This is a genomic window from Nocardiopsis camelliae (assembly GCF_028993595.1).
GTDB lineage: Bacteria > Actinomycetota > Actinomycetes > Streptosporangiales > Streptosporangiaceae > Nocardiopsis > Nocardiopsis dassonvillei.
On record NZ_CP118614.1, the window covers coordinates 4,097,588 to 4,115,284 of the forward strand.

The 17,697-nt window shown below is 67.0% G+C and carries 17 protein-coding genes; 13 read left to right on the forward strand and 4 right to left on the reverse strand.

What is annotated here, in order from left to right:
• Positions 1 to 33: 33 nt before the first annotated feature.
• Both PV789_RS17950 and PV789_RS17955 read right to left on the reverse strand, forming a co-directional pair.
• Positions 34 to 1,854: a BCCT family transporter gene (locus PV789_RS17950; protein ID WP_274973721.1), complete on the reverse strand. Its 1,821-nt coding sequence runs from the start codon at positions 1,852 to 1,854 to the stop codon at positions 34 to 36.
• Between the two features lie 453 nt (positions 1,855 to 2,307).
• A complete protein-coding gene (locus tag PV789_RS17955) occupies positions 2,308 to 2,466 on the reverse strand; it encodes a hypothetical protein (RefSeq protein WP_274978294.1) in 159 nt (52 codons plus the stop codon).
• Positions 2,467 to 2,666: 200 nt separating this feature from the next.
• Here PV789_RS17955 and PV789_RS17960 point away from each other — a divergent pair, with 200 nt between their 5' ends.
• The 13 genes from PV789_RS17960 (at position 2,667) to PV789_RS18020 (ending at position 15,781) form a co-directional block, all read left to right on the forward strand.
• Positions 2,667 to 2,870: a hypothetical protein gene (locus PV789_RS17960; protein WP_274978295.1), complete on the forward strand. Its 204-nt coding sequence runs from the start codon at positions 2,667 to 2,669 to the stop codon at positions 2,868 to 2,870.
• 563 nt (positions 2,871 to 3,433) lie between these two features.
• Positions 3,434 to 3,787, forward strand: a complete 354-nt coding sequence (locus PV789_RS17965) for a DUF6507 family protein (protein WP_274973722.1) — start codon at positions 3,434 to 3,436, stop codon at positions 3,785 to 3,787.
• 131 nt (positions 3,788 to 3,918) lie between these two features.
• A complete protein-coding gene (locus PV789_RS17970) occupies positions 3,919 to 6,153 on the forward strand; it encodes a nucleotidyltransferase domain-containing protein (RefSeq protein ID WP_274973723.1) in 2,235 nt (744 codons plus the stop codon).
• 2 nt (positions 6,154 to 6,155) lie between these two features.
• Positions 6,156 to 6,539 carry a hypothetical protein gene (locus PV789_RS17975; protein ID WP_274973724.1) on the forward strand — a complete coding sequence of 128 codons (384 nt, stop codon included), beginning with the start codon at positions 6,156 to 6,158 and terminating at the stop codon, positions 6,537 to 6,539.
• Between the two features lie 341 nt (positions 6,540 to 6,880).
• Positions 6,881 to 7,150, forward strand: coding sequence for an immunity protein YezG family protein (locus PV789_RS17980; RefSeq protein WP_274973725.1), 270 nt, complete (start codon positions 6,881 to 6,883; stop codon positions 7,148 to 7,150).
• A gap of 14 nt (positions 7,151 to 7,164) precedes the next feature.
• On the forward strand, positions 7,165 to 7,596 hold the full coding sequence (locus PV789_RS17985) for a contact-dependent growth inhibition system immunity protein (protein WP_274973726.1): 432 nt from the start codon (positions 7,165 to 7,167) through the stop codon (positions 7,594 to 7,596).
• Between the two features lie 293 nt (positions 7,597 to 7,889).
• Entirely contained in the window at positions 7,890 to 8,138 is a 249-nt protein-coding gene (locus PV789_RS17990; RefSeq protein ID WP_274973727.1) for an antitoxin YezG family protein, read from the forward strand.
• 45 nt (positions 8,139 to 8,183) lie between these two features.
• Entirely contained in the window at positions 8,184 to 9,695 is a 1,512-nt protein-coding gene (locus PV789_RS17995; protein ID WP_274973728.1) for a DUF6177 family protein, read from the forward strand.
• A gap of 59 nt (positions 9,696 to 9,754) precedes the next feature.
• Positions 9,755 to 10,777 (forward strand): hypothetical protein, encoded by a 1,023-nt coding sequence (locus PV789_RS18000; RefSeq protein ID WP_274973729.1) that lies wholly within the window; start codon positions 9,755 to 9,757, stop codon positions 10,775 to 10,777.
• 375 nt (positions 10,778 to 11,152) lie between these two features.
• Complete coding sequence (locus PV789_RS18005) at positions 11,153 to 11,422, forward strand: hypothetical protein (protein ID WP_212644391.1); 270 nt, start codon at positions 11,153 to 11,155, stop codon at positions 11,420 to 11,422.
• Positions 11,415 to 12,026 carry a DUF6879 family protein gene (locus tag PV789_RS18010; RefSeq protein WP_212643863.1) on the forward strand — a complete coding sequence of 204 codons (612 nt, stop codon included), beginning with the start codon at positions 11,415 to 11,417 and terminating at the stop codon, positions 12,024 to 12,026. The genes PV789_RS18005 and PV789_RS18010 overlap by 8 nt, the downstream gene beginning before the upstream one ends.
• 61 nt (positions 12,027 to 12,087) lie before the next feature.
• The gene (locus PV789_RS18015) at positions 12,088 to 14,460 is read left to right on the forward strand and encodes an ATP-binding protein (RefSeq protein ID WP_274973730.1); all 2,373 of its coding nucleotides are present in this window, start codon (positions 12,088 to 12,090) and stop codon (positions 14,458 to 14,460) included.
• 259 nt (positions 14,461 to 14,719) lie between these two features.
• Positions 14,720 to 15,781, forward strand: coding sequence for a hypothetical protein (locus tag PV789_RS18020; protein ID WP_274973731.1), 1,062 nt, complete (start codon positions 14,720 to 14,722; stop codon positions 15,779 to 15,781).
• On the opposite strand, the gene PV789_RS18025 is transcribed toward PV789_RS18020, so the two are convergent.
• A complete protein-coding gene (locus tag PV789_RS18025) occupies positions 15,735 to 16,400 on the reverse strand; it encodes a hypothetical protein (protein ID WP_274973732.1) in 666 nt (221 codons plus the stop codon). The genes PV789_RS18020 and PV789_RS18025 overlap by 47 nt on opposite strands.
• Before the next feature lie 273 nt (positions 16,401 to 16,673).
• Entirely contained in the window at positions 16,674 to 17,684 is a 1,011-nt protein-coding gene (locus PV789_RS18030) for an SEC-C metal-binding domain-containing protein (protein WP_274973733.1), read from the reverse strand.
• Positions 17,685 to 17,697 lie beyond the last annotated feature (13 nt).

The window sequence follows — 17,697 nt, forward strand, 5'->3', positions numbered from 1 at the left end:
CGGCCACCGCAGCGCCCCTACCGCCGGACGCTCTCAATCAGAGTCCTTCCGGTCCTGACCTCCGGCCTGCGGCGGCCGATTCGGTCGGTTCAGCTGCTGGCCGGGGCGCCTTGTCGAACCGGTCCGTGCCGAGAGTGTGCCGGGGGCTCCGGTCGCCCGGCCCCGGTCGACGTAGGGGTCACGCATCACGGGCGGTTCGTCGATGGCTTCGGGCTGAACGACGACTTCTGAGACGTCGTGTTCATCCTCGTCCTGGCGGCGTTCGTACTCTTCCGGGGGCAGGACCTTCTTCCACCTGCGTGTCCGCATAGCCGGCAGCTCTCCGGCGTCTTCCCGAAGAGCTCGGTACACCGCGTACATCTGGAAGTATCCCATCACGAAGAACGGCAGGCCGACGAGGACGACGATCTTCTCCAGCGCTCCCAGACCGCCGGTTCCGGAGAACACCAGCAGAGTGGCGGTTACCACGGCGATGGCGACGGCCCAGAAGATGCGCTGCCCCAACGGGTTGAAGTCCTCATGGCCGTTGGCCATCGTGTCGGTCACCAGCGCCGCGGAATCCACCGAGGTGATGAAGAAGACCACCACCAGGACGATGGCGAGCACCGAGGTGAAGGGGGTGGCGGGGTAGTGCTCCAAGAACGTGAACAGCGCCCCGGGGACGTCCTGCTGCTCCACGACACTTTCGACCAGGCCGCCCTCACCGTTGAGCTCGATGTCGAAAGCGGAGAACCCGAAGATGCCGAACCACAGCACCGAGAAACCGGACGGAATGAGGAGTACTCCGGTGATGAACTGACGGATGGTGCGGCCCTTGGAGATCCGGGCGATGAAGATGCCCACGAACGGTGACCAGCTGATCGTCCAGGCCCAATAGAACACCGTCCAGTTGGACTGCCAACCGGTGTCGGCGAAGGTGTCGTTCCACAAGGCCAGTTCCGGCAGATTCACTATGTAACGGCCCAGCGCTTCGATGGTTCCCTGGAGCACGAAGAGAGTGGAACCGGTCAGCAGGATGAACACCAGCAGACCCACGGCCATCCAAATGTTTATGTTGGACAGGCGTTTGATGCCGCGGTCCAGACCCAACGCGACGGAGATCATCGCGGCCCCGCCGACGACGCCGATGATGACCAGTTGCCACACGGCGTTCTCCGGGATGCCGAGCACACGGTTGACTCCGCTGTTGATCTGCAGAGCACCCAGTCCGAGGGAGACCGCGACGCCAAAGACCGTGCCGACGATGGCGACGATGTCGATGAACTTACCGATCGGCCCGTGGATCCCCTCACCGAGAATCGGCTGGAAGATTGAGCTGACACGCGGAGGCAGGTTCCGCTTGTGGATGAAGTAGGCGAAGCACAGCGCTGGCAGGGTGAAGATCGCCCAGGTGTGCAGGGTGAAATGATAGAGCGTGAAGTTCATCGCGTCCGCGGCAGCAGCTGCTGTCTCCGGCTCCACGCCCAGGGACGGCCCCCGCGGCGGATCACCGAAATGACTGATGGGTTCGGCCACGCCCCAGAACATCAGGATGCTACCGATGCCAGCGGCGAAGAGCATGGCGAACCAAGCCGGACCGGAGTGCTCGGGCTCTTCGTCGTCGGGGCCCAGCTTCACCCGCCCGAATCGGCTGGCGGCAACATAAACCAGGAAAACCAGAAACAAGGTGAGGCCGAGAATGTAGAACCAGCCCAGGTTGGCGTACAGCCAGTCCGAGGCGACGGTGACGGCTGCATCCAGCGGCTCGGTGAAGATGATGGTGACAAGCACGAACACGATGACCACCGCGGCCGCGCCGAAGAATACCGGCGGCGAGGTACGCAGCCTCAGGGCGTCGTGTAGACGGATCAGCACGTAATCGACTCCTCGAACTGGACGCTGGCTTACCGGGGCCGTGGCCAGGCGACCCTGTGAGCGTACTGTTCCCGCCCACGTCCTGCTTCTATCCGGGAAGTCATGTCGCCACCCTCGTCCGGAGAAGGACTGCCTGACTTCGCTCCCCATCGCCTCTCGTTCCCCGGCCTACCCTCGACCACGGGCAGCACACCTTCACACCGAGCCGCACCAAGGGCCTACGAACCCGCGCTGGCCCACGTCGGCCCCGCCCGGTTTCCCCGACGGCGTGACTCCGGGCAGGACGGAGGGGGAGACCGGGACGCCACCCTCGTCACCGCCCACTCCGACAAGGAGATAGCGGCCCCACCTGGAAGAAGACCTACGGCCTCCATCCGCTGTGCGCGTTCATCGACCACGGCGAACGCCGCCCCGCGCGAGGGGACGCCCGGCCGCCCGTCAGGAGCGACATGATCAACCCGTCGTACGGCCGATCCGCTCGTACACGGGCGCCAGCCGGGAGGCGGCGCCCGGGGTGGAACCCTCCCAGTGCGCGAGCGGGTCGAAGGAACGGGGCGAGGCCAGACGCACGGGCTCCCCCACGGTCCAGAAGTCGGCGACGTGATCGACCAACGGCGCCACCTCCACTCCCAGTTCTCCGCCCGGTCCGCTCCCGCTCCCGCTCCCCGAGGCGTCCAGGGCTGCGTTCCCCTCGTCCTCGGCCCTTCCCAGCCACGCGAAGAGCAGCAGCGGGGCGTCGTCGAGCGCCGAAGCCCACGTGTACAGGACCGCGACGCCGTGTTTACAGAGATGCCCCGGTCCGGCCAGGTGCAGTGGATGTCGAGGTCGTCGACGGAGTCGGGGAAGAGCCGCACCCCGTGGCGGGCGAACACCTCCTCGACGTCCCCGGGAAGTTCGTCGGTGAGCGGGTCCGCGGTGGCGTCGGGATCCTGTGCCAGGTCCTCCAGGATCCAGCCCCACCGGTAGTCCTCGATGGTCTGGTAGACGACGACCACCCGTTAGGGCCTCCCTCGTGAACCCTGGACGGGTGCGCTGACCATGGCGTGTTCGGTGTCGACGGTCAGGTTCATGACCGCGCCGCGCCGCGCGTAGGCCCGTCCCCGTGACAGTCTGCCGGGATCGCCGTCCGCGATTCCCTGGAGCGCTACGGGGTTCGGTCTCCGGCCCGGACTGGAACAGACACCGGCAAGTGTGTTCAGCCCTACGGGGCGGCTTGGGACACCGATGCCGCCCTCGGGCCCCGGAGCCCAGGACCTCGATGACCGCATCCGGCCATATCCCCAGCGCCGATGCGCACACGCGTGACCTGCGCGTACTCCCGGGAGAAGTTCCTCCACCACGCACCCTGGAAAGTGACGTGTGCCACCCGGGGCCCATGCCCCTCCTCGTGCTTCCCTGGTCATTCCTCGTCTTCACCTGCACATACGCGCATATCCACGCCATGCCGACCTGACCTTCGGAAACCACGCAGAAGGTGAGAAAACGTCCCACCCCTGTGGAACTCTCGGTGAGTGCGCGGCCACCAGACATGCGGTCCGCCACCGCCCTCCACCGCCCCCGACGGAGAAGGAGCCCCCACATGTCCGCGTGGAACATCCAGGTGTCCGAGGTCAACGGAGTCCTGCGCAACGTCTCCGGTCTCATCGGCGACGAGGAGGGCACCACCGGGCTGTCCGGTGAGTACACCGACCTCGGCACGCGTCTGGAGGAGGTGAACTCCGCGGCTTCGAGCGTCCCCATCAGCATCGCGCTCGGGGAGTTCGGCACGCACTTCCTCGGCATCGTCGGGGAGATGATCACCCTGAGCGCGAGCGCCACCGGGGGCGCGGGCGAGGCCACGATGCACTACGCGAACGGCAACCTGGAGATGGCCGAGAACGCCCAGGCCAACGCAGGAACGGTGCCCGAGCCTTCCGAGAACCAGCCGCACTGACCCTCCGCCCGGGGGCTCCCCAGGGCTCAGCGCTGCGCCGGGCAAGGCGCCGTGGCCAACGTGCCCCTTTCCATCCCCGTCTCCCCTGACGCCCCTCCGGCTCTCTGCCCTCCCCCATCCCCGAAGGCCCCATGGAATTCACCTCCTTCTCCACAGAGTCGTGCGCACCCGCCGGCGACGGCGGGATCGTCCCCGGCCTGGTCCCCATCCCCAATGTCGACCCCGACGAGCTCGACGAGGCCGTCGGCCGACTGCGCGCAGTCGGCGAGGCCATCGAGGAATCGGGCGAGGGCATCACCTCCACCTGGGCCTCCCTCACCGGCGTCTACGTGGCGCCGGAGGCCGACACCCTGCTCAGCGCCCTGGACCCGGTCTCCTCCGACGGGTCCGCCGTCGCGACCGGCGTCAGGGACGCCGCCAGCGCGCTGGAGACCTTCGCCGAGACCGCACGCGAACTCAAGTCACGCCTGACCGGCCTCAAGGCGGAGGCCGAGGCCTTCCGCGCCGACGTGGGCTGGGACAGGGAGTGGCTGGAGGACGAGGACGAGCGCGAGCGCAACAACGACCTGAACAACCGGGTCGCAGCGGCCGTCCACGAGTACCAGGAGGCCGAACGCGCCTGCGCCAACGCGATCGGCCAGCACTACGGCGGTACTTTCTTCACCGGCCACAGCGACAAGGCCGGGCACGACCAGACCTCCACCGGTGGTGACCGCACCTGGCAGGTGTACGGGACGGCCTCGGCCCCCGTGGACCAGGCCAACCCGTGGGGTTCCGCGGTGGACGAGCCACCCGGCGCATTGGAGAACGTGTTCTGGAGTGTGGGCGACATCGCCATCGGTATGGCGGTCGGACTGGGGGTCACCACCGGGCTGTACCGGGACGGCCAGTTCGTCTACCCCTTCGGTACCGAGCACGGCCAGAACCTCCTCACCAATTGGGAGGAGGCTAAGAACAGTTTCTGGGCGCTGGCGGGCTCGGACGGACAGGGCGAGTGGATCGCGCCGGAGAGCCTGGACGCGCAGTACCACAACGCGAAGGAGGCGTGGCAGGCGTACGGCGACGCCATCGTTCCGGTGAGTGAGTGGGACCACCGGCCCGAGTACACCATCGTGAACGGAGCCGGGAACATCGCGCTCATGGCTTCTCCCCTGGGCTGGGGCAGGGTGTTCCTCGACGGCCCCGACCTGGGGTCGGGGTCCGGGTCGGGATCGGGGCCCGACGGTAACGGCTCCCCTGACGGCGGCCGCGGCACCCACAGTGTGGACGGCACTGGTAACGGACTCCGCGGCACCGACACCGTGGGCATGGCCACCAGCGCTCCCACCGGGGGCCAGTCCGACCCGGGCAACGCTATCGGCGGGATGCACGAGTCCCTGTCCGGTCTGGAGAGCCAGTCCAGCGGGTCTCCGGCCTCTGAAGGGACACCGTCAGGTTCCCCCACTCCGGCACCGTCCCCGGAGGCTCCCACCGGGCCCAGCGGGAACACTCCCTCACCGGATGTGGGCGGGACGGCTCTGAACGGCGGGGGCACCTCGGCAGGAAGTGAGGCCGTCGCACCGCGAGACACCGACGATCCGACCGCCCAGGACCTGCGCGACGGCACCTCGGACAGCGGCTCCGACACCTCCAGCGCCCCTTGGGCGACCTCCCCGGTCGACGACGGTTCCGCCTCGGGGCAGGAGAGTCCCACGGCCCCGGTTTCCGGCCCCGCCAGAGGGGACGGTTTCACCGTCGATGATTCCGGTGCCACGGACAGCGCCAACAGCGGTTCTGATCACAGTGAAGATGGGCAGAATGGGCAAGGTCTCCAGGAAAACGACACTTCCAATGATCACGGCCAGGATGGTACTGGCGAGGACCAGGGGTCACTCACGCCCGACGGTGGTGACTCAGGAAGCGGCGACGAACCGCCCCGAGACGGCACAATCACCAGCGGGAACGATGATGGAGAATCATCCAAGGATTACCATGAGGGCCCCCCGCAGGGCATCTCCCAAGAGGACTTTGAAAAAGGCGCAGAACTCATTCGAGAAACCGTAGGAGACAGAACAGATGATATCGTTGTCCAAGGCAGCAGGGCCGCCGGAACAGCCAGACCTGATTCAGACATTGATTTTGCAGTGAGAATCAACGAAGAAACATTCCACAGAATTATCGAGGAGCGGTTTAAGCAGCCAAACCCAGGAAGCTCCAAGGAACGCACCATGCTTCATGCAATAAAAGTTGGAAAGATTCAGTCAGGAGAAGCGGGATTCAAACCCCTCCGGCTTCAACTCCAAGAAATATTCAAAATGAAGGTGGATATATCCTTCATTTTGAAAAAAGGACCTTTTGACAACCCTCCATTCATTGAGGTGCCCTAGTAATGCCCCTTTCTGACGCACTGTACTGCAAGGTGTTTGTCGCAAAGGCAGACGTGACCTCCGTGCGCAACATCGTATCCGCCACCTTTGACGTGAGCTTCGACGAAGACATAATAAAAATTTCCGATTCCCGTGTCGAGGTAATCCGGAACGAAGACTCTGATGGAGACGGGACCTTCAACGAAGATTTTCTTTATTGGCCTGCGCTCGTTGAGTTTGAACTAGAAGATCACTCCTTGCTTCCGTCGCTGGTTTCTCAGGTGTCTCTCCTACTCAGCACCCTCTGGGAAGCATCTCTGCCCGCCGTAGCGGCATGCGACTTCGAGGAACGACTCCCCTGGAGTGGAGGCATTATGCGTGATTTCTCCGACATGAGGGAGACTTAGGAAAGTCGGTAACTTTTTGACAATTCCCTCAGAATAAGGCACAGAAAATACCGCTCGATTACCAAGCCTGAAACGAAGACTCTAATTCCGAGCATCTACATTATTCAAAAGGCTCACATGACTCACGCGACAGCAGGAGGAGATTGTTAGTAAAATTGTTTAAGCACAGACACCTGGACCATGCACAGCAGCAGAATATCCTCAAGGAGGTAGGAACGAAAATCCTCACCGAAGCCCCGAAAGAATGGGAGCGGATCGTCTACACCCGACAATCCGTAATCGATCACTCGTCGAGTTCTCTCACCATGGAACTCAAGACAGGAGAAAAGGTTGAGCCATGGATGCCTGCCGGCCTTGGGCTCCTGTTCAAGGATCTCCGCGCCGGGATGTACAAAGAGGGCAAGGGAACCTGGTTCTCCCTTGAGTACGTCATCACCCGCCCAGGTAGGTTCAAGGTCCGCTACAACTACGACGACGACCCCAACATCGCCTTCCCCACCGCCTGGGGCTTCACCAACGACCTGAAGTACTTTCCCCGGGACGAGGAGCACATCCCCGACTGGCTCCACGAGAAACTGCGCGAAGAAGCCGAAGGCAGAGCCACCGAGTAGGTAGCGGGGAGGACATGCCTCTTCTTCTCAACGCACCCGGACCAGTCTGCCGTTGGACGTGGGACATCGACATGGAGGACGGCAGTAGCAACCTGGGAAGGAGTGTCCACCTCATCCCACCGGTCGTACACGTAATGAAGAGCATGGACAACAGGTTCAGGAATCGCTGCTACCTTTTCAACTACTACCTACATCAGGACTGGACCATCGAAGGCGAGACACTCTCCGAAGTATTCGAGAAAAATAAGACCCTCCATGAGATCTCGCAAGGCCTTCGCCAAGAAGCCAAGACTCTTCTCAAGGAGGGGCACGACAACCAGTGCCTTGACGATATCTTCTTCGGCCGATGGAGTGCTGGATATGAACCAGAAGTGGAAGGCCACGAGGACTGGAACGACGTCCTCAGAGAGATCGTCCGCTTCTCTGATCGCTACACCAGTGACTGATGTGAAAATAAAGCATTCGACCTGAAGTTCTGAGGGATCCCGCCCTTCACGACCCTCACGACAAAAAGGATAAATTGGTTAGCAAGTTCTTCAAGCGAGGACGCCTAGATTATGGACGACAGCAGGAAATCCTCAAAGAGTTCGGTGCAGAAATCCTCAAAGAAATGCCCCAAGAATGGGAGCGGATCACTTACAGCAGAGAGTCAGTGATTGATCATTCGAGTAGTTTGGCCATCGTCGAACTCGCGAACGGTGAGAGCATCCGAAAGGGAGCTCCTCCACACACTGAGATCTTGCTCGACGACCTTCGTGCCGGGATGTACAAGGACGGCAAGGGCACATGGTTCTCCATGGAGTACGTCATCACACGTCCCGGAAGGTTCAAGGTCCGCTACAACTACGACGAGGACCCCCACATCCTCTTCCCGACGGCCTGGGGCTTCACCAACGACCTGAAGTACTTCCCTCGCGACGAGGAAAACATCCCCGACTGGCTCCACGAGAAACTGCGCGAAGAAGCCGAGGGCAGAGCCACCGGGTAGGCCCAGCCACGCCCCCCCACATCCGTTCTTGAAGGAGCCCTTTCCGTGAGCCGCACCCTGATCGCCCTCCTGGAGCACCCGCCGGGCATCCCCGGGCTGACACGCGCCCTTGCCGCGGCAGGGCCGTCACTACGCGTGCGCCTGGTCGCCGATGGCGCGCTCGTCCAGCTGCGCGACGAGGCGGGGCACCTGGTCGCGGCGGTGCACGCCGCCCAGCGGCTCGCGGTGTCGGCCGAGGCCGAACGACTCCTGGACACCGCGCTTCCCGACACCCTGCCCGCGCAGCCCTGGTGGGTGGAGGCCCGTACCACCGAGGCGGGTCTGGCGGACCCGACCACCCGGCAGGCGATGCGCCGCTTCGCCGACACGCTGGTGGAGTGGTACGGCGGACTGGTGTGGCAGCCGGAGCAACACCTGCCGCAGCTCGACGGGCTGCCCGTCCGGGACACCGGGCATCCGGTGGTCGCCGCACTCACCGAGGAGGCCGCCGTCGTGGTCGAGGACCGGCCCGTCGTTCCGGTCTCGGTTTGGCTGGCCGACGCCTTGGCCGCACAAGCGCGCCAGGGCCGCGCCCTTCAGCTGGTCACGCCCCCGGACTCGCGCCTCACCGAACCGCTGGCGACCCTGCTGACCGCGCCCCTGGCCCGCTGGGCGGTGGCCGACGGCGACGGGTTCCGCGACGGGTTCTCCGGCCGCCCGCTGCACTGGGACGAGCGCTACGGTCTGATCGCCGACCCGCCCGGCACTCCGGTGGCCGACTCCCCGCTGCGGGCCGAACCGGCCCCGGAGGAGACCGATCACCAACTCCAGGTCACCCTCAAGGCCGACCACCCGGCCGATCCGAACCTTGTCCTGGGCCAGACGGTCGAGCTTCTCACCGAGACCCTGGCCGGAGCCGTACCCTCCCTGTTCGGCCCCACCGAACCCGCCACCCTGGCATGGGAGACCAGCTCCCTCACAGGTCTGTGCCGGGACCGGTCTCCCCGTCCCTCGTGGCTGGTGTTCGCCGGCGCGCCCGCGTCAGTGCGTCCGGAGGGCGTACGCGCCTTCTGCGGCACTCTGCGGGTACGCCGGACCCGGGAAGGCGTCCGCGAGACCGTCACGCTCACGGTGAACCATCCGCCGGAGCAGGAGCCGGACCTGTCAGCCCTGGTGCCGATCGTGCGGAAGCTGACCGAGTGGGGCGTACTGCACGTGATGGAGGTGCGCCGCCGCCGAGGCCGTACGGACCTGACCCGCAGCCCCTACCGGACAGGTGGGCCGACGCCGGTGGGCGTGGCCCTGGGGGTGGAGACCGTCGCTTCCCTGGGAGTCGACCGCGCTCTGGACGCACCCGTGCGCGCCGTCCCGGTCGGTCCGCCGATGACTCCGGCCGTCTGGTACGACCTCACCGGTGGCGGCGAACGCAGCGGTGAGGGCTGGGCTGACTTCGGCGCACTCCTGGCCCATGTGAACCCCGACAGGGACGCCGGACGACAGTCACCGGGACAGGGCGAGGAAGCGGACACGGACACCGTCCCGGTGGTCAGGTTCCGGATGCCCGCGGCCGCCGACTGACCGGAGCCCCTCAGAGGGCTCTACGATGCCGGGGAACCGGAACCGACGGAGGGGACCCGATGCGCGAGACGCGTCTGCTGGGCGAGGACTGGCACGGGGCACGCCTTCAACTGGTCCGGGACACCTTGCTGGTCGTTGCGGACGACGACTCCGACCCCGGCCTCCCCCACGACAGCTTCCTCGCGGCCGCCTTCGACCTGAGGAGCCGCCGCCCCCTGGGCCCCGTACACTCCTTCCGCTCTCCCGTCCAACTGGTCGACCTTCCCAGGCTCGGACCCGAACCGGTCCTGGCGTTCGTCGCTCCCAAGGTCCTGACGATCGCCGACGTACGCGACGGGTCCGTGCTGAAGACCTTCGCTCTGCCTCGCACCTACACGGACGAACGCTTCTATGAGGTGTGTGCCCTGGCTCTGGGCCGCTGCGGAGGCCGTGACCTGCTCTTCCTACACGAGGACGATGAGGGGCTCTACCACCGTTCGGTGACGGCGGTGGACCTGGGCACCAGTGAACCGATCCTCGGCATGGCCTGCGAACACTACCGCTACCGGGAGATCAGTGAGCGGCTCACTCTTCGGCACGGCTACCTGGCTTGGGCCACCACAGAGGAGGTCGTCGAGTTCGGGGCCGAGGACTTCAGCGTCGTCGACAAGTGCTTCGTCTACGTGCAGCGGGCGGACGACGGCTCCTGGGTGGGAAAGGTGTGTCTGCACAGCGGGGTTCCCGATGGCCGGGACGTCGAGATCGCTCACGCGGCCGGGCGCACCTACCTCGCCGAGTCCGGGAACATCGTCACCCTGCCCGACCTGGAACCGGTGTTCCCGAACGACCCGTGGGTCCTGGTTTCGCGGGTGACCGAATGGGGCGGCCGTCCGGTCGCCGCCCTCGTCCAGGGCCGGGGCTACTCACAGGAGCCTCCAGGACGGTTGTGTCATCTGTTCCTGGACACGGACACCCCGGAGAAGGCCGTCATCCCCTGGTCGGTGCCGCCACAGGTACACGACCTCCTGGCCACCCCCGACGGCACGATCGTGGTCTCATCAGCCGAGGGCGTCCACGTGCTCGACGTCGACCCCGCGCCGTGACGGGACCGTGCGCACCTCGTATGCGAATCCGCCATAGGTTACCCGCGAACAGGGAATTCAGGGACCAAATACCCTTGTCTCCCTCCCGCCCCATGACCGGATGCGGACAATCCACATTCCACTTCAGCAAAAGCTGAGAAACAGTCTCACCGCTACATCAGAAGACGAAAAACCACCCTTGGCACCACACATCCCCTGACCTGCCCTTCAGGCGACACGGCAATCCGGGATGGATTCGAAGGAACACGGCACACCTGGCGAGGAAAGACGATAGTGTCCGTGGGCGACACGGTCATCACCCAGGGAATACGTGCTTTCGTGTTATTTTCGTCAGGCGCACGTACACCCCCCGAACAGTGCGTGGAAGGGCTCACGATGACACGCCCCTGGGAAGCGGATCCCGCTGCGGACATGGCACGGAGACTGGGCAGATCACCGGCGGAGCTGGGCAACACCGACCACGTCGACGGCTGCCCCGACATCTGGGAACTCTCCAACGGCGACATCGCGGTGATCGGCCGTGACCTGACGCGGACCTATGCCCATCGGCTCCCGAACGGGGCCGCTATCGCGGAGGACGAGCGACTCATCGTCATCCCCCGTTCCACACTGATCTCAGCGAAATCGGATATTCCCGATGCTTGACACCATCGACTCCCTTACCGGAGATCACCTGGCGCTCACCGACTACTCCAGTGACTTCAGGAACCGTTTCGGGTCGCTCAGGAACACCGACGTCTACAAGCTCGAACGGCAACAGGAGTTCCATCAACCGGAAAGCAGGAGTTGGCTGGCCTTTATCGACGGGCGCCGGGACGAGTCCCTGCGCCTGTTGGAGGACAACCGCCCCGCTCTTCGGAAGGAATTCACCCGTCTCGCCCAGGCGGGGTGCGGTGTCCGCCGGGTCCGGGTCGTGGAGAAGCCCTTCCCCGTCTACCTGCTCTGGGAACTGCACTCCCTGCGGGTCCGGGCCCAGTGCGGCGAGGACATCCGCGTCGTTTCTCCCGAACGGCTCGCGTCCTTCGAGCGGGACCGTCCCGTTCCGGAGATCGTCACCCTCGGCGACGAGGTGACCTACAAGATCCTCTACGACGAGCAGGGCGTGCTCCGAGGGGCGGTCCGATTCGCCGACCCCGACGTCACCGCGCGGTGCAGGTCGGAGATAGCGGCCCTCCACGCGGCCGCCGAGGCCCTGGAGGACTACTTCGTCCGCGAGGTGGGCGGGGCGGACATCGCCGGTGTCCGATAAAGGCACGCCCCGACAGGGCGGGGAACCGGAGAAGGAACCGTCCGAGAGCACACGGTCGCGGATGGCGGACGTCTCCGGCCGCGCGGTCCAGGCACGCGACGTCCGCGGCGGGGTCCACTTCCACGGACACGGGTCGGGCCACTCCCCCACCCCGGTGCCCCGGCAGCTCCCCGGCGACGTACGCGGGTTCGTGAACCGTGCCGGCGAACTCGAGATCCTCAGCACGCCGGTGCGGGGAGCGGAACAAGGCGGGGACGGCCCCTCCGAGACCACGGTCCACGTCATCGCCGGGACCGCCGGAGTGGGCAAGACGGCCCTCGCGCTGCGCTGGGCGCACCGGGTCCGGAACCGCTTTCCCGACGGACAGCTCTACGTCGACCTTCAGGGGTACGGCCCCGGGCTGCCCATGGCGCCCGAGCAGGTGCTGGACCGGTTCCTGCGTGCGTTCGGGGTCCCCACCAGCTCGATTCCCCCCGACACCGACAGCCGCTCCGCCCTCTACCGCTCCCTTCTGGCCGAGAAACGCGTCCTGATCCTGCTGGACAACGCCTCGACCGCGGCGCAGGTCCGCCCGCTGCTGCCGGGTTCCTCCGAATGCGCGGTCGTGGTCACGAGCAGGGACCGGCTGTCCGGCCTGGTCGTCAGGGACGGCGCGCAGCGCCTCACCCTGCGCACCCTGGATCCCGCCGAGGCGGTGGAACTCCTGGAGCACGTCACGGTCCGCCACCGGCCGCAGGACGACCCGCAGGAGGTGGCCGAACTCGCCCGGCTGTGCGGACAGCTCCCGCTGGCCCTGCGCATCGCCGCCGAGCGCGCGGCGAGCCGTCCCCACATGCCGCTGGCCGACCTCATCCAGGACCTTCGCGACGAGTCCTCGCTGTGGGACGCCCTGGCCACCGATGACGAGGAGGAGGCCGGCACGATCCGTTCCGTCTTCGCCTGGTCCTACCGGGCCCTGCCGGAGGGCGCCGCACGCCTGTTCCGGCTGCTCGGCCTGCACCCCGGCCGGGACTTCAGCACCGGAGCCGCAGCGGCCCTGGCGGACCTGCCCGCCCGTCGGGCCCGGCGCACCCTGGACACCCTGGTGGGCGCCCACCTTCTGGAGCAGACCGGCCCGGACCGCTACCGGTTCCACGACCTGATCCGCTCCTACGCGATGGACCAGGTGCGCGACGGGGAGGAGCCGGGGCCGCGGAACGAAGCCCTGGAGCGGCTCCTGACCTGGTACCTGCGCACCGCGTACGCCGCGCTCGGGGTGGTCGACTCCAACCTGCGGCGTCCCGGACCGGACGAGCTGCTGCGCGATGGGGCGCACGAGAGTCCCGTCTTCACCGGCAACGGCGACGCGGTCCGGTGGTTCGAACTGGAGGGAAAGAACCTGATAGCCGCGGCGGCGACGGCCGCTGCCTATGATCTGGACGGCCTCGTCTGGCGGTTTCCCCTGGTCCTGCGGCACTTCCCCGCCTTCCACAGCCTCGGTGCGGAGTGGACCGCCGCTGTCCGCCGCGGTCTGGAGACGGTGCGACGCGAACATCGCCCCTCGGTCGAGGCCGACCTGGAGGAGGGCCTGGGCATCGCATGCCTGCAGTCCCAGCTGCCCGATGACGCGATCACCCACCACGGGCGTGCCCTGGAGCTCCGGCGCGAGCTGGACGACGCCCTCGGTGCGGCCATGTCGTTGAACGCCATCGGCCTGGTCCACCTGCGCGAGCACCGGCTCGGTGAGGCCCGCGACCATCTGGAGCGTTCCCTTGAGTCTGCCAGGGCCCTCGGGGACGGGCTCTGGGAGGGGATCGTCCAGGGAAACCTGGTCCGCTGCCTCCTCGACCTGGGCAGGCCGGAGGAGGCGGCGGTCCTGGCCGAGCAGGCCATCGCCGTCCACCGGCGGACCGGCAACCGAATGAGCGAGTTCGCCTGTCTGACCTCGTTGAGCGCGGCCTGGCGGGAACTCGGCCGGGCCGACCGATCACTGGGTTTCGTTCAGAAGGCCTTGGAGCTTGCCCAGGAACTCGAACACACCGTCCGGGAGGGGTACGCGCTCCTCGAACTCGGCAGGACCCACGTCCTGCTCGGGCAGACGGAGGAGGCTCTGTCCTGCTTCCACGAGGCGGCGGTCCTGCACCCGCACGATCGCCGACCACGTGCGCGAGGCCGAGGCCTTCGAGGGAGTGGGCGAGGCCTACGGGGCACTGGAGCGCCCCGAGGAAGCGGCGAAGTTCTACCGGCAGGCGGTCAGCACGTACCGCAGGTACCGGGACCGGTGGAGGCTGGCGGTCTGTCTGGACCGGCTGGCCTCCGCGCTGGCCGCCTCCGGGGAGGCCGAGACGGCCAGGGGGCACTGGCGCGAGGCGCTGCAGGCCCTGGAGGGGTTCTCCGACCCCAGGGCCGCACGCCTGCGCGGGGAGGTCACGACGGCCTCGGCGCAGGCGGGTGATGTACCGGAGCCTGGTCCGGATGGCGGGGCGGACGGCGGCTGAGGCCCGTCCGGACACGCGGCGCCCGGGCGCGGATGCGTGGCCGGAAGCGGACAGCCGGGTGCCCCGGAGTACGCGCACGGGAACGCTACGTGCAGTCGCCCACGCGGACCCCGAGGTGAAGCGGTGCCCCCTTCCCCAGGACCGAGCCCCTCCCCAGCCCTCGACCACGCTCCCACCGATCCACTGGCCGCCGTACGCGGCCGTGTCCTACTCCATGTGAAGAGCCCCGAGCACGCCCCTCTGGTGCAGGTGTCCTCGTCCACCGGTGGTGTGGTCTTCTCCGGACGAAGAGCGGCCTCCCACGTGCGGGACTTCGTCAGAGCCCGCGAACGCCCCTGCCCCGTGGTCCTGGACCCCTCCGCGTACGAGTCCCACGTGGCCACCCCCGAAGCACCCTTCCTCCTCCGGGAATCCAGTCTCTTCGAGGAGGACCAGCTCAGGGAGACACTGCACCAGCTCACCATGAGCGGCGCCGACCTGGTCCTGACACCGACCGGTTTCCTGACGGCGGACGAGAACGGAGCAGAGGCCCTACGACAGGCAGCGGGGCGGGTCGACGCCCTCGACGCCGCCGATGTGGTGTTGGCTGTTCCCCTGGATGCCCTCTGGTTGAGCCGTCGTGAACAGCTGGTGTCCCTCCTGCAGCGGATACGCGCTCCCAAGGCGCTGATCCTGGGTGCCCGCGGCAATCCCGTCGAGTCCGCGTCCCGAGCACAGGCGTTGAGGGAGACCGTCTTCGAGGCGGGAGAAACCGCTCTCCTGCGCACCGACCTGGCGGGGTTGGACGCGATGGTCCACGGTGCTCCGTTCACGTCCATCGGCGACACCTCCTCCACCCGGCACACAGTGCCGCCCTGGGAGGACCCACGGGTGTTCACCAGGAACAGGAGCCCGAACGTCCTGGACCCGAACCTGATGGCCTACGTACGGGGGATGCGGCTCGCCGAGCAGCCCGTGGGCGAACTCCTGCGCTGCACCTGCGTTCCCTGCGTCGAGGCGGGAGAGGCGAGGGGCAGCGGCGCAGTCGGCCGACTGCTGAACACCCTGCACGATCACTCGGACACGGCGCAGGCCCACGCACACAACATGGCTGTCTGGTCGCGGTGGTGGAGTGACCTGAGCCGTGAGACCACCCGCGGACGGGCTGAGGCCCGGTGGAGAGCCCTGTGCGCGGGCGCTCTGCACCGCTATGGCGAGTACAACGGGCGATTTCTGCGCGCGAACGGTCCGTTCACCCCGTCGGGTGCGCTGAGGTACTGGGCTGGAGAGGGGGGCTGAGGCCTTTCCGCGCGTCCAAAGCCCGGTGGACGCGCTCAGCGAAACGCCAGCGCAGGGCGGCCTCCGCTTCGGAGGCCCTCACCCGGGGTTCCACCAGGACTCGGGCCTCTTCACCCCGCGCCACGGCAAGACCGATGCCGTGGTAGTCGGCCTCCAGCACCGCCCGTTCGAAATCGTCCCCGGGGGTCCCGCACACCGCCATGCGCGGCACTCCCGGGCCGAGACGGCAGGCCTGATCAAGGGCTTCGAAGGGCTCTTCGCCCCACACGGCGGCCATATCCACGTGCACAGGTATGTCGGCCAGCCTCAGGATGCTCCGGTCGCTCCTCCTCAGTGCCCAACCGGGCACCGCTGGGAGAATGGCTCTCTCCCTGCTGGTGAGGGAATCGAGGGGTAGCCGCTCCTCCAGGGGGAGCGCCTGCAGGACCTCGAACACCCCGAGCCTGTCTCCCAGGGTTCGGCCTGCTCTTCGTCGCAGCGCCTCCTGGGAGGCCACCGGGCGGCAGACGACCGTCGTTTCCACTCCCCGGGGATTGAGATCGACCACCGCGGACGGCCCCTGAACCGAACCCACGCACTTCGCGGCGAGAGTGGAGCGTAGGCGTCGTCGGAGATCCATGTCCCGAGTCTGCCAAAGAGACCATGGTGCGAGGTGCCCTTCCACAGCAGGACCGTTGTTGGTCCACCCGAGTCACCGGCTTTCCTCCCGTGTCCCCCCAGATGGGGGATGCGGTGTTCTCCCCGGTGAAGTGGGAGGAGGGGACCCGGAGGTTGGTGGAAGGGTTCTCGCACGGCCTCTGGCATCGGCGGGCAAGGACCCGGGGCCGGGGTGCCCCGCTCTCCTCAGGCTCCGAGGAGAGCGGGCGCATACGGCGTGTGGAGCCGTGTGCGGTCAGCGGTTCGAGGGCGAACCGCAGCACTTCTTGTACTTGCGCCCCGAGTCACACCAGCAGGGCTCGTTACGGCCGGGAGGCCACGCCCGCAACCTCGGGTCGTCCGCGGAGAGCTCCAGGTACACCCAGTCAAGGGCGGTGTCGATGTTCACCGGGTCCTGGCCGGAGCGCTCGGCGAACTCCACGATCTCCTTCACCCCGTGCAGCGCCACGCTCCGCCGCGCCTCCGGGTGTTCGCGGTCCTGCTCCCGGAGGGTTCGTTCGATGGAGCGGTAGTAGACGTCGGCGCCGTGCTCGACGTACTCCCCCGTGAGCAGTCCCCGGGCGCAAGCCTCGTCGAAGACCTCGCGGGAGTAGACCGGTTCCACCTTCTCCTGCGGGCCCTCGTCCTCCCGGGCCCCGCCCTCGTCACCGGAGAAGCCCGCCAGGCCCTCCACCTGCCGCTGGGCCACGGCCAGGGCCACGTCGTCGTGCGCGTCGCGCGTCAGACCCAGATTCATCCGTGCCAGCAAACGGCTGACGAGCGGAGCCAGGGAGAGATCGTCCTCGTCCCGGAGGTCCTCCGGTGACGCGGCGAGCAACTGGCGGGCGGCGACGTTGTGGCAGCGCAGCGCCTCCTCCCACCGTCCCAGTTCCTGGAGGTCCTCGCCGAGCAGTTGGGCGGGCCCCTCGCCCAGGCGGCCGGGGCGGAGCAGATCGGAGGTGATCCGCTCCGCCTCGGCGGTGTCCCCCGCGTCCCGGCTCTCCCGCAGGAGTTTGACCAGTTCGACGGAGGCGTACTGGCGGTCCTCGGAGGTGGGGAGGTGATCGCGCACGGCCCCCAGCAGGCGACGGGCCCGGTCTCCGCGTCCCGCGCGGTTCAGGTCCTCGGCGAACTCCATGACGAGCTCGCCCGTGCGGTCGGGTTCGGCGGCCAGGTCGTCCAGGAGTCGGCCGGGAAGGTCCAGTTCCCGAAGCGCGGCCGTCAGGGGCGCGTCAACGCTGGTGGTGGCGGGATCGTGGTCGGTCATAGCCACCAGCCTA

What these genes read in the sequence shown, in the direction of transcription:
- PV789_RS17965 (WP_274973722.1), top strand. Translation starts at nt 3,434, where the DNA reads ATGTCCGCGTGGAACATCCAGGTGTCCGAGGTCAACGGAGTCCTGCGC.
- PV789_RS17970 (WP_274973723.1), top strand. Translation starts at nt 3,919, where the DNA reads ATGGAATTCACCTCCTTCTCCACAGAGTCGTGCGCACCCGCCGGCGAC.
- PV789_RS17975 (WP_274973724.1), top strand. Translation starts at nt 6,156, where the DNA reads ATGCCCCTTTCTGACGCACTGTACTGCAAGGTGTTTGTCGCAAAGGCA.
- PV789_RS17980 (WP_274973725.1), top strand. Translation starts at nt 6,881, where the DNA reads ATGCCTGCCGGCCTTGGGCTCCTGTTCAAGGATCTCCGCGCCGGGATG.
- PV789_RS17985 (WP_274973726.1), top strand. Translation starts at nt 7,165, where the DNA reads ATGCCTCTTCTTCTCAACGCACCCGGACCAGTCTGCCGTTGGACGTGG.
- PV789_RS18000 (WP_274973729.1), top strand. Translation starts at nt 9,755, where the DNA reads ATGCGCGAGACGCGTCTGCTGGGCGAGGACTGGCACGGGGCACGCCTT.
- PV789_RS18005 (WP_212644391.1), top strand. Translation starts at nt 11,153, where the DNA reads ATGACACGCCCCTGGGAAGCGGATCCCGCTGCGGACATGGCACGGAGA.
- PV789_RS18010 (WP_212643863.1), top strand. Translation starts at nt 11,415, where the DNA reads ATGCTTGACACCATCGACTCCCTTACCGGAGATCACCTGGCGCTCACC.
- PV789_RS18015 (WP_274973730.1), top strand. Translation starts at nt 12,088, where the DNA reads ATGGCGGACGTCTCCGGCCGCGCGGTCCAGGCACGCGACGTCCGCGGC.
- PV789_RS18025 (WP_274973732.1), bottom strand. Translation starts at nt 16,400, where the DNA reads ATGGATCTCCGACGACGCCTACGCTCCACTCTCGCCGCGAAGTGCGTG.
- PV789_RS18030 (WP_274973733.1), bottom strand. Translation starts at nt 17,684, where the DNA reads ATGACCGACCACGATCCCGCCACCACCAGCGTTGACGCGCCCCTGACG.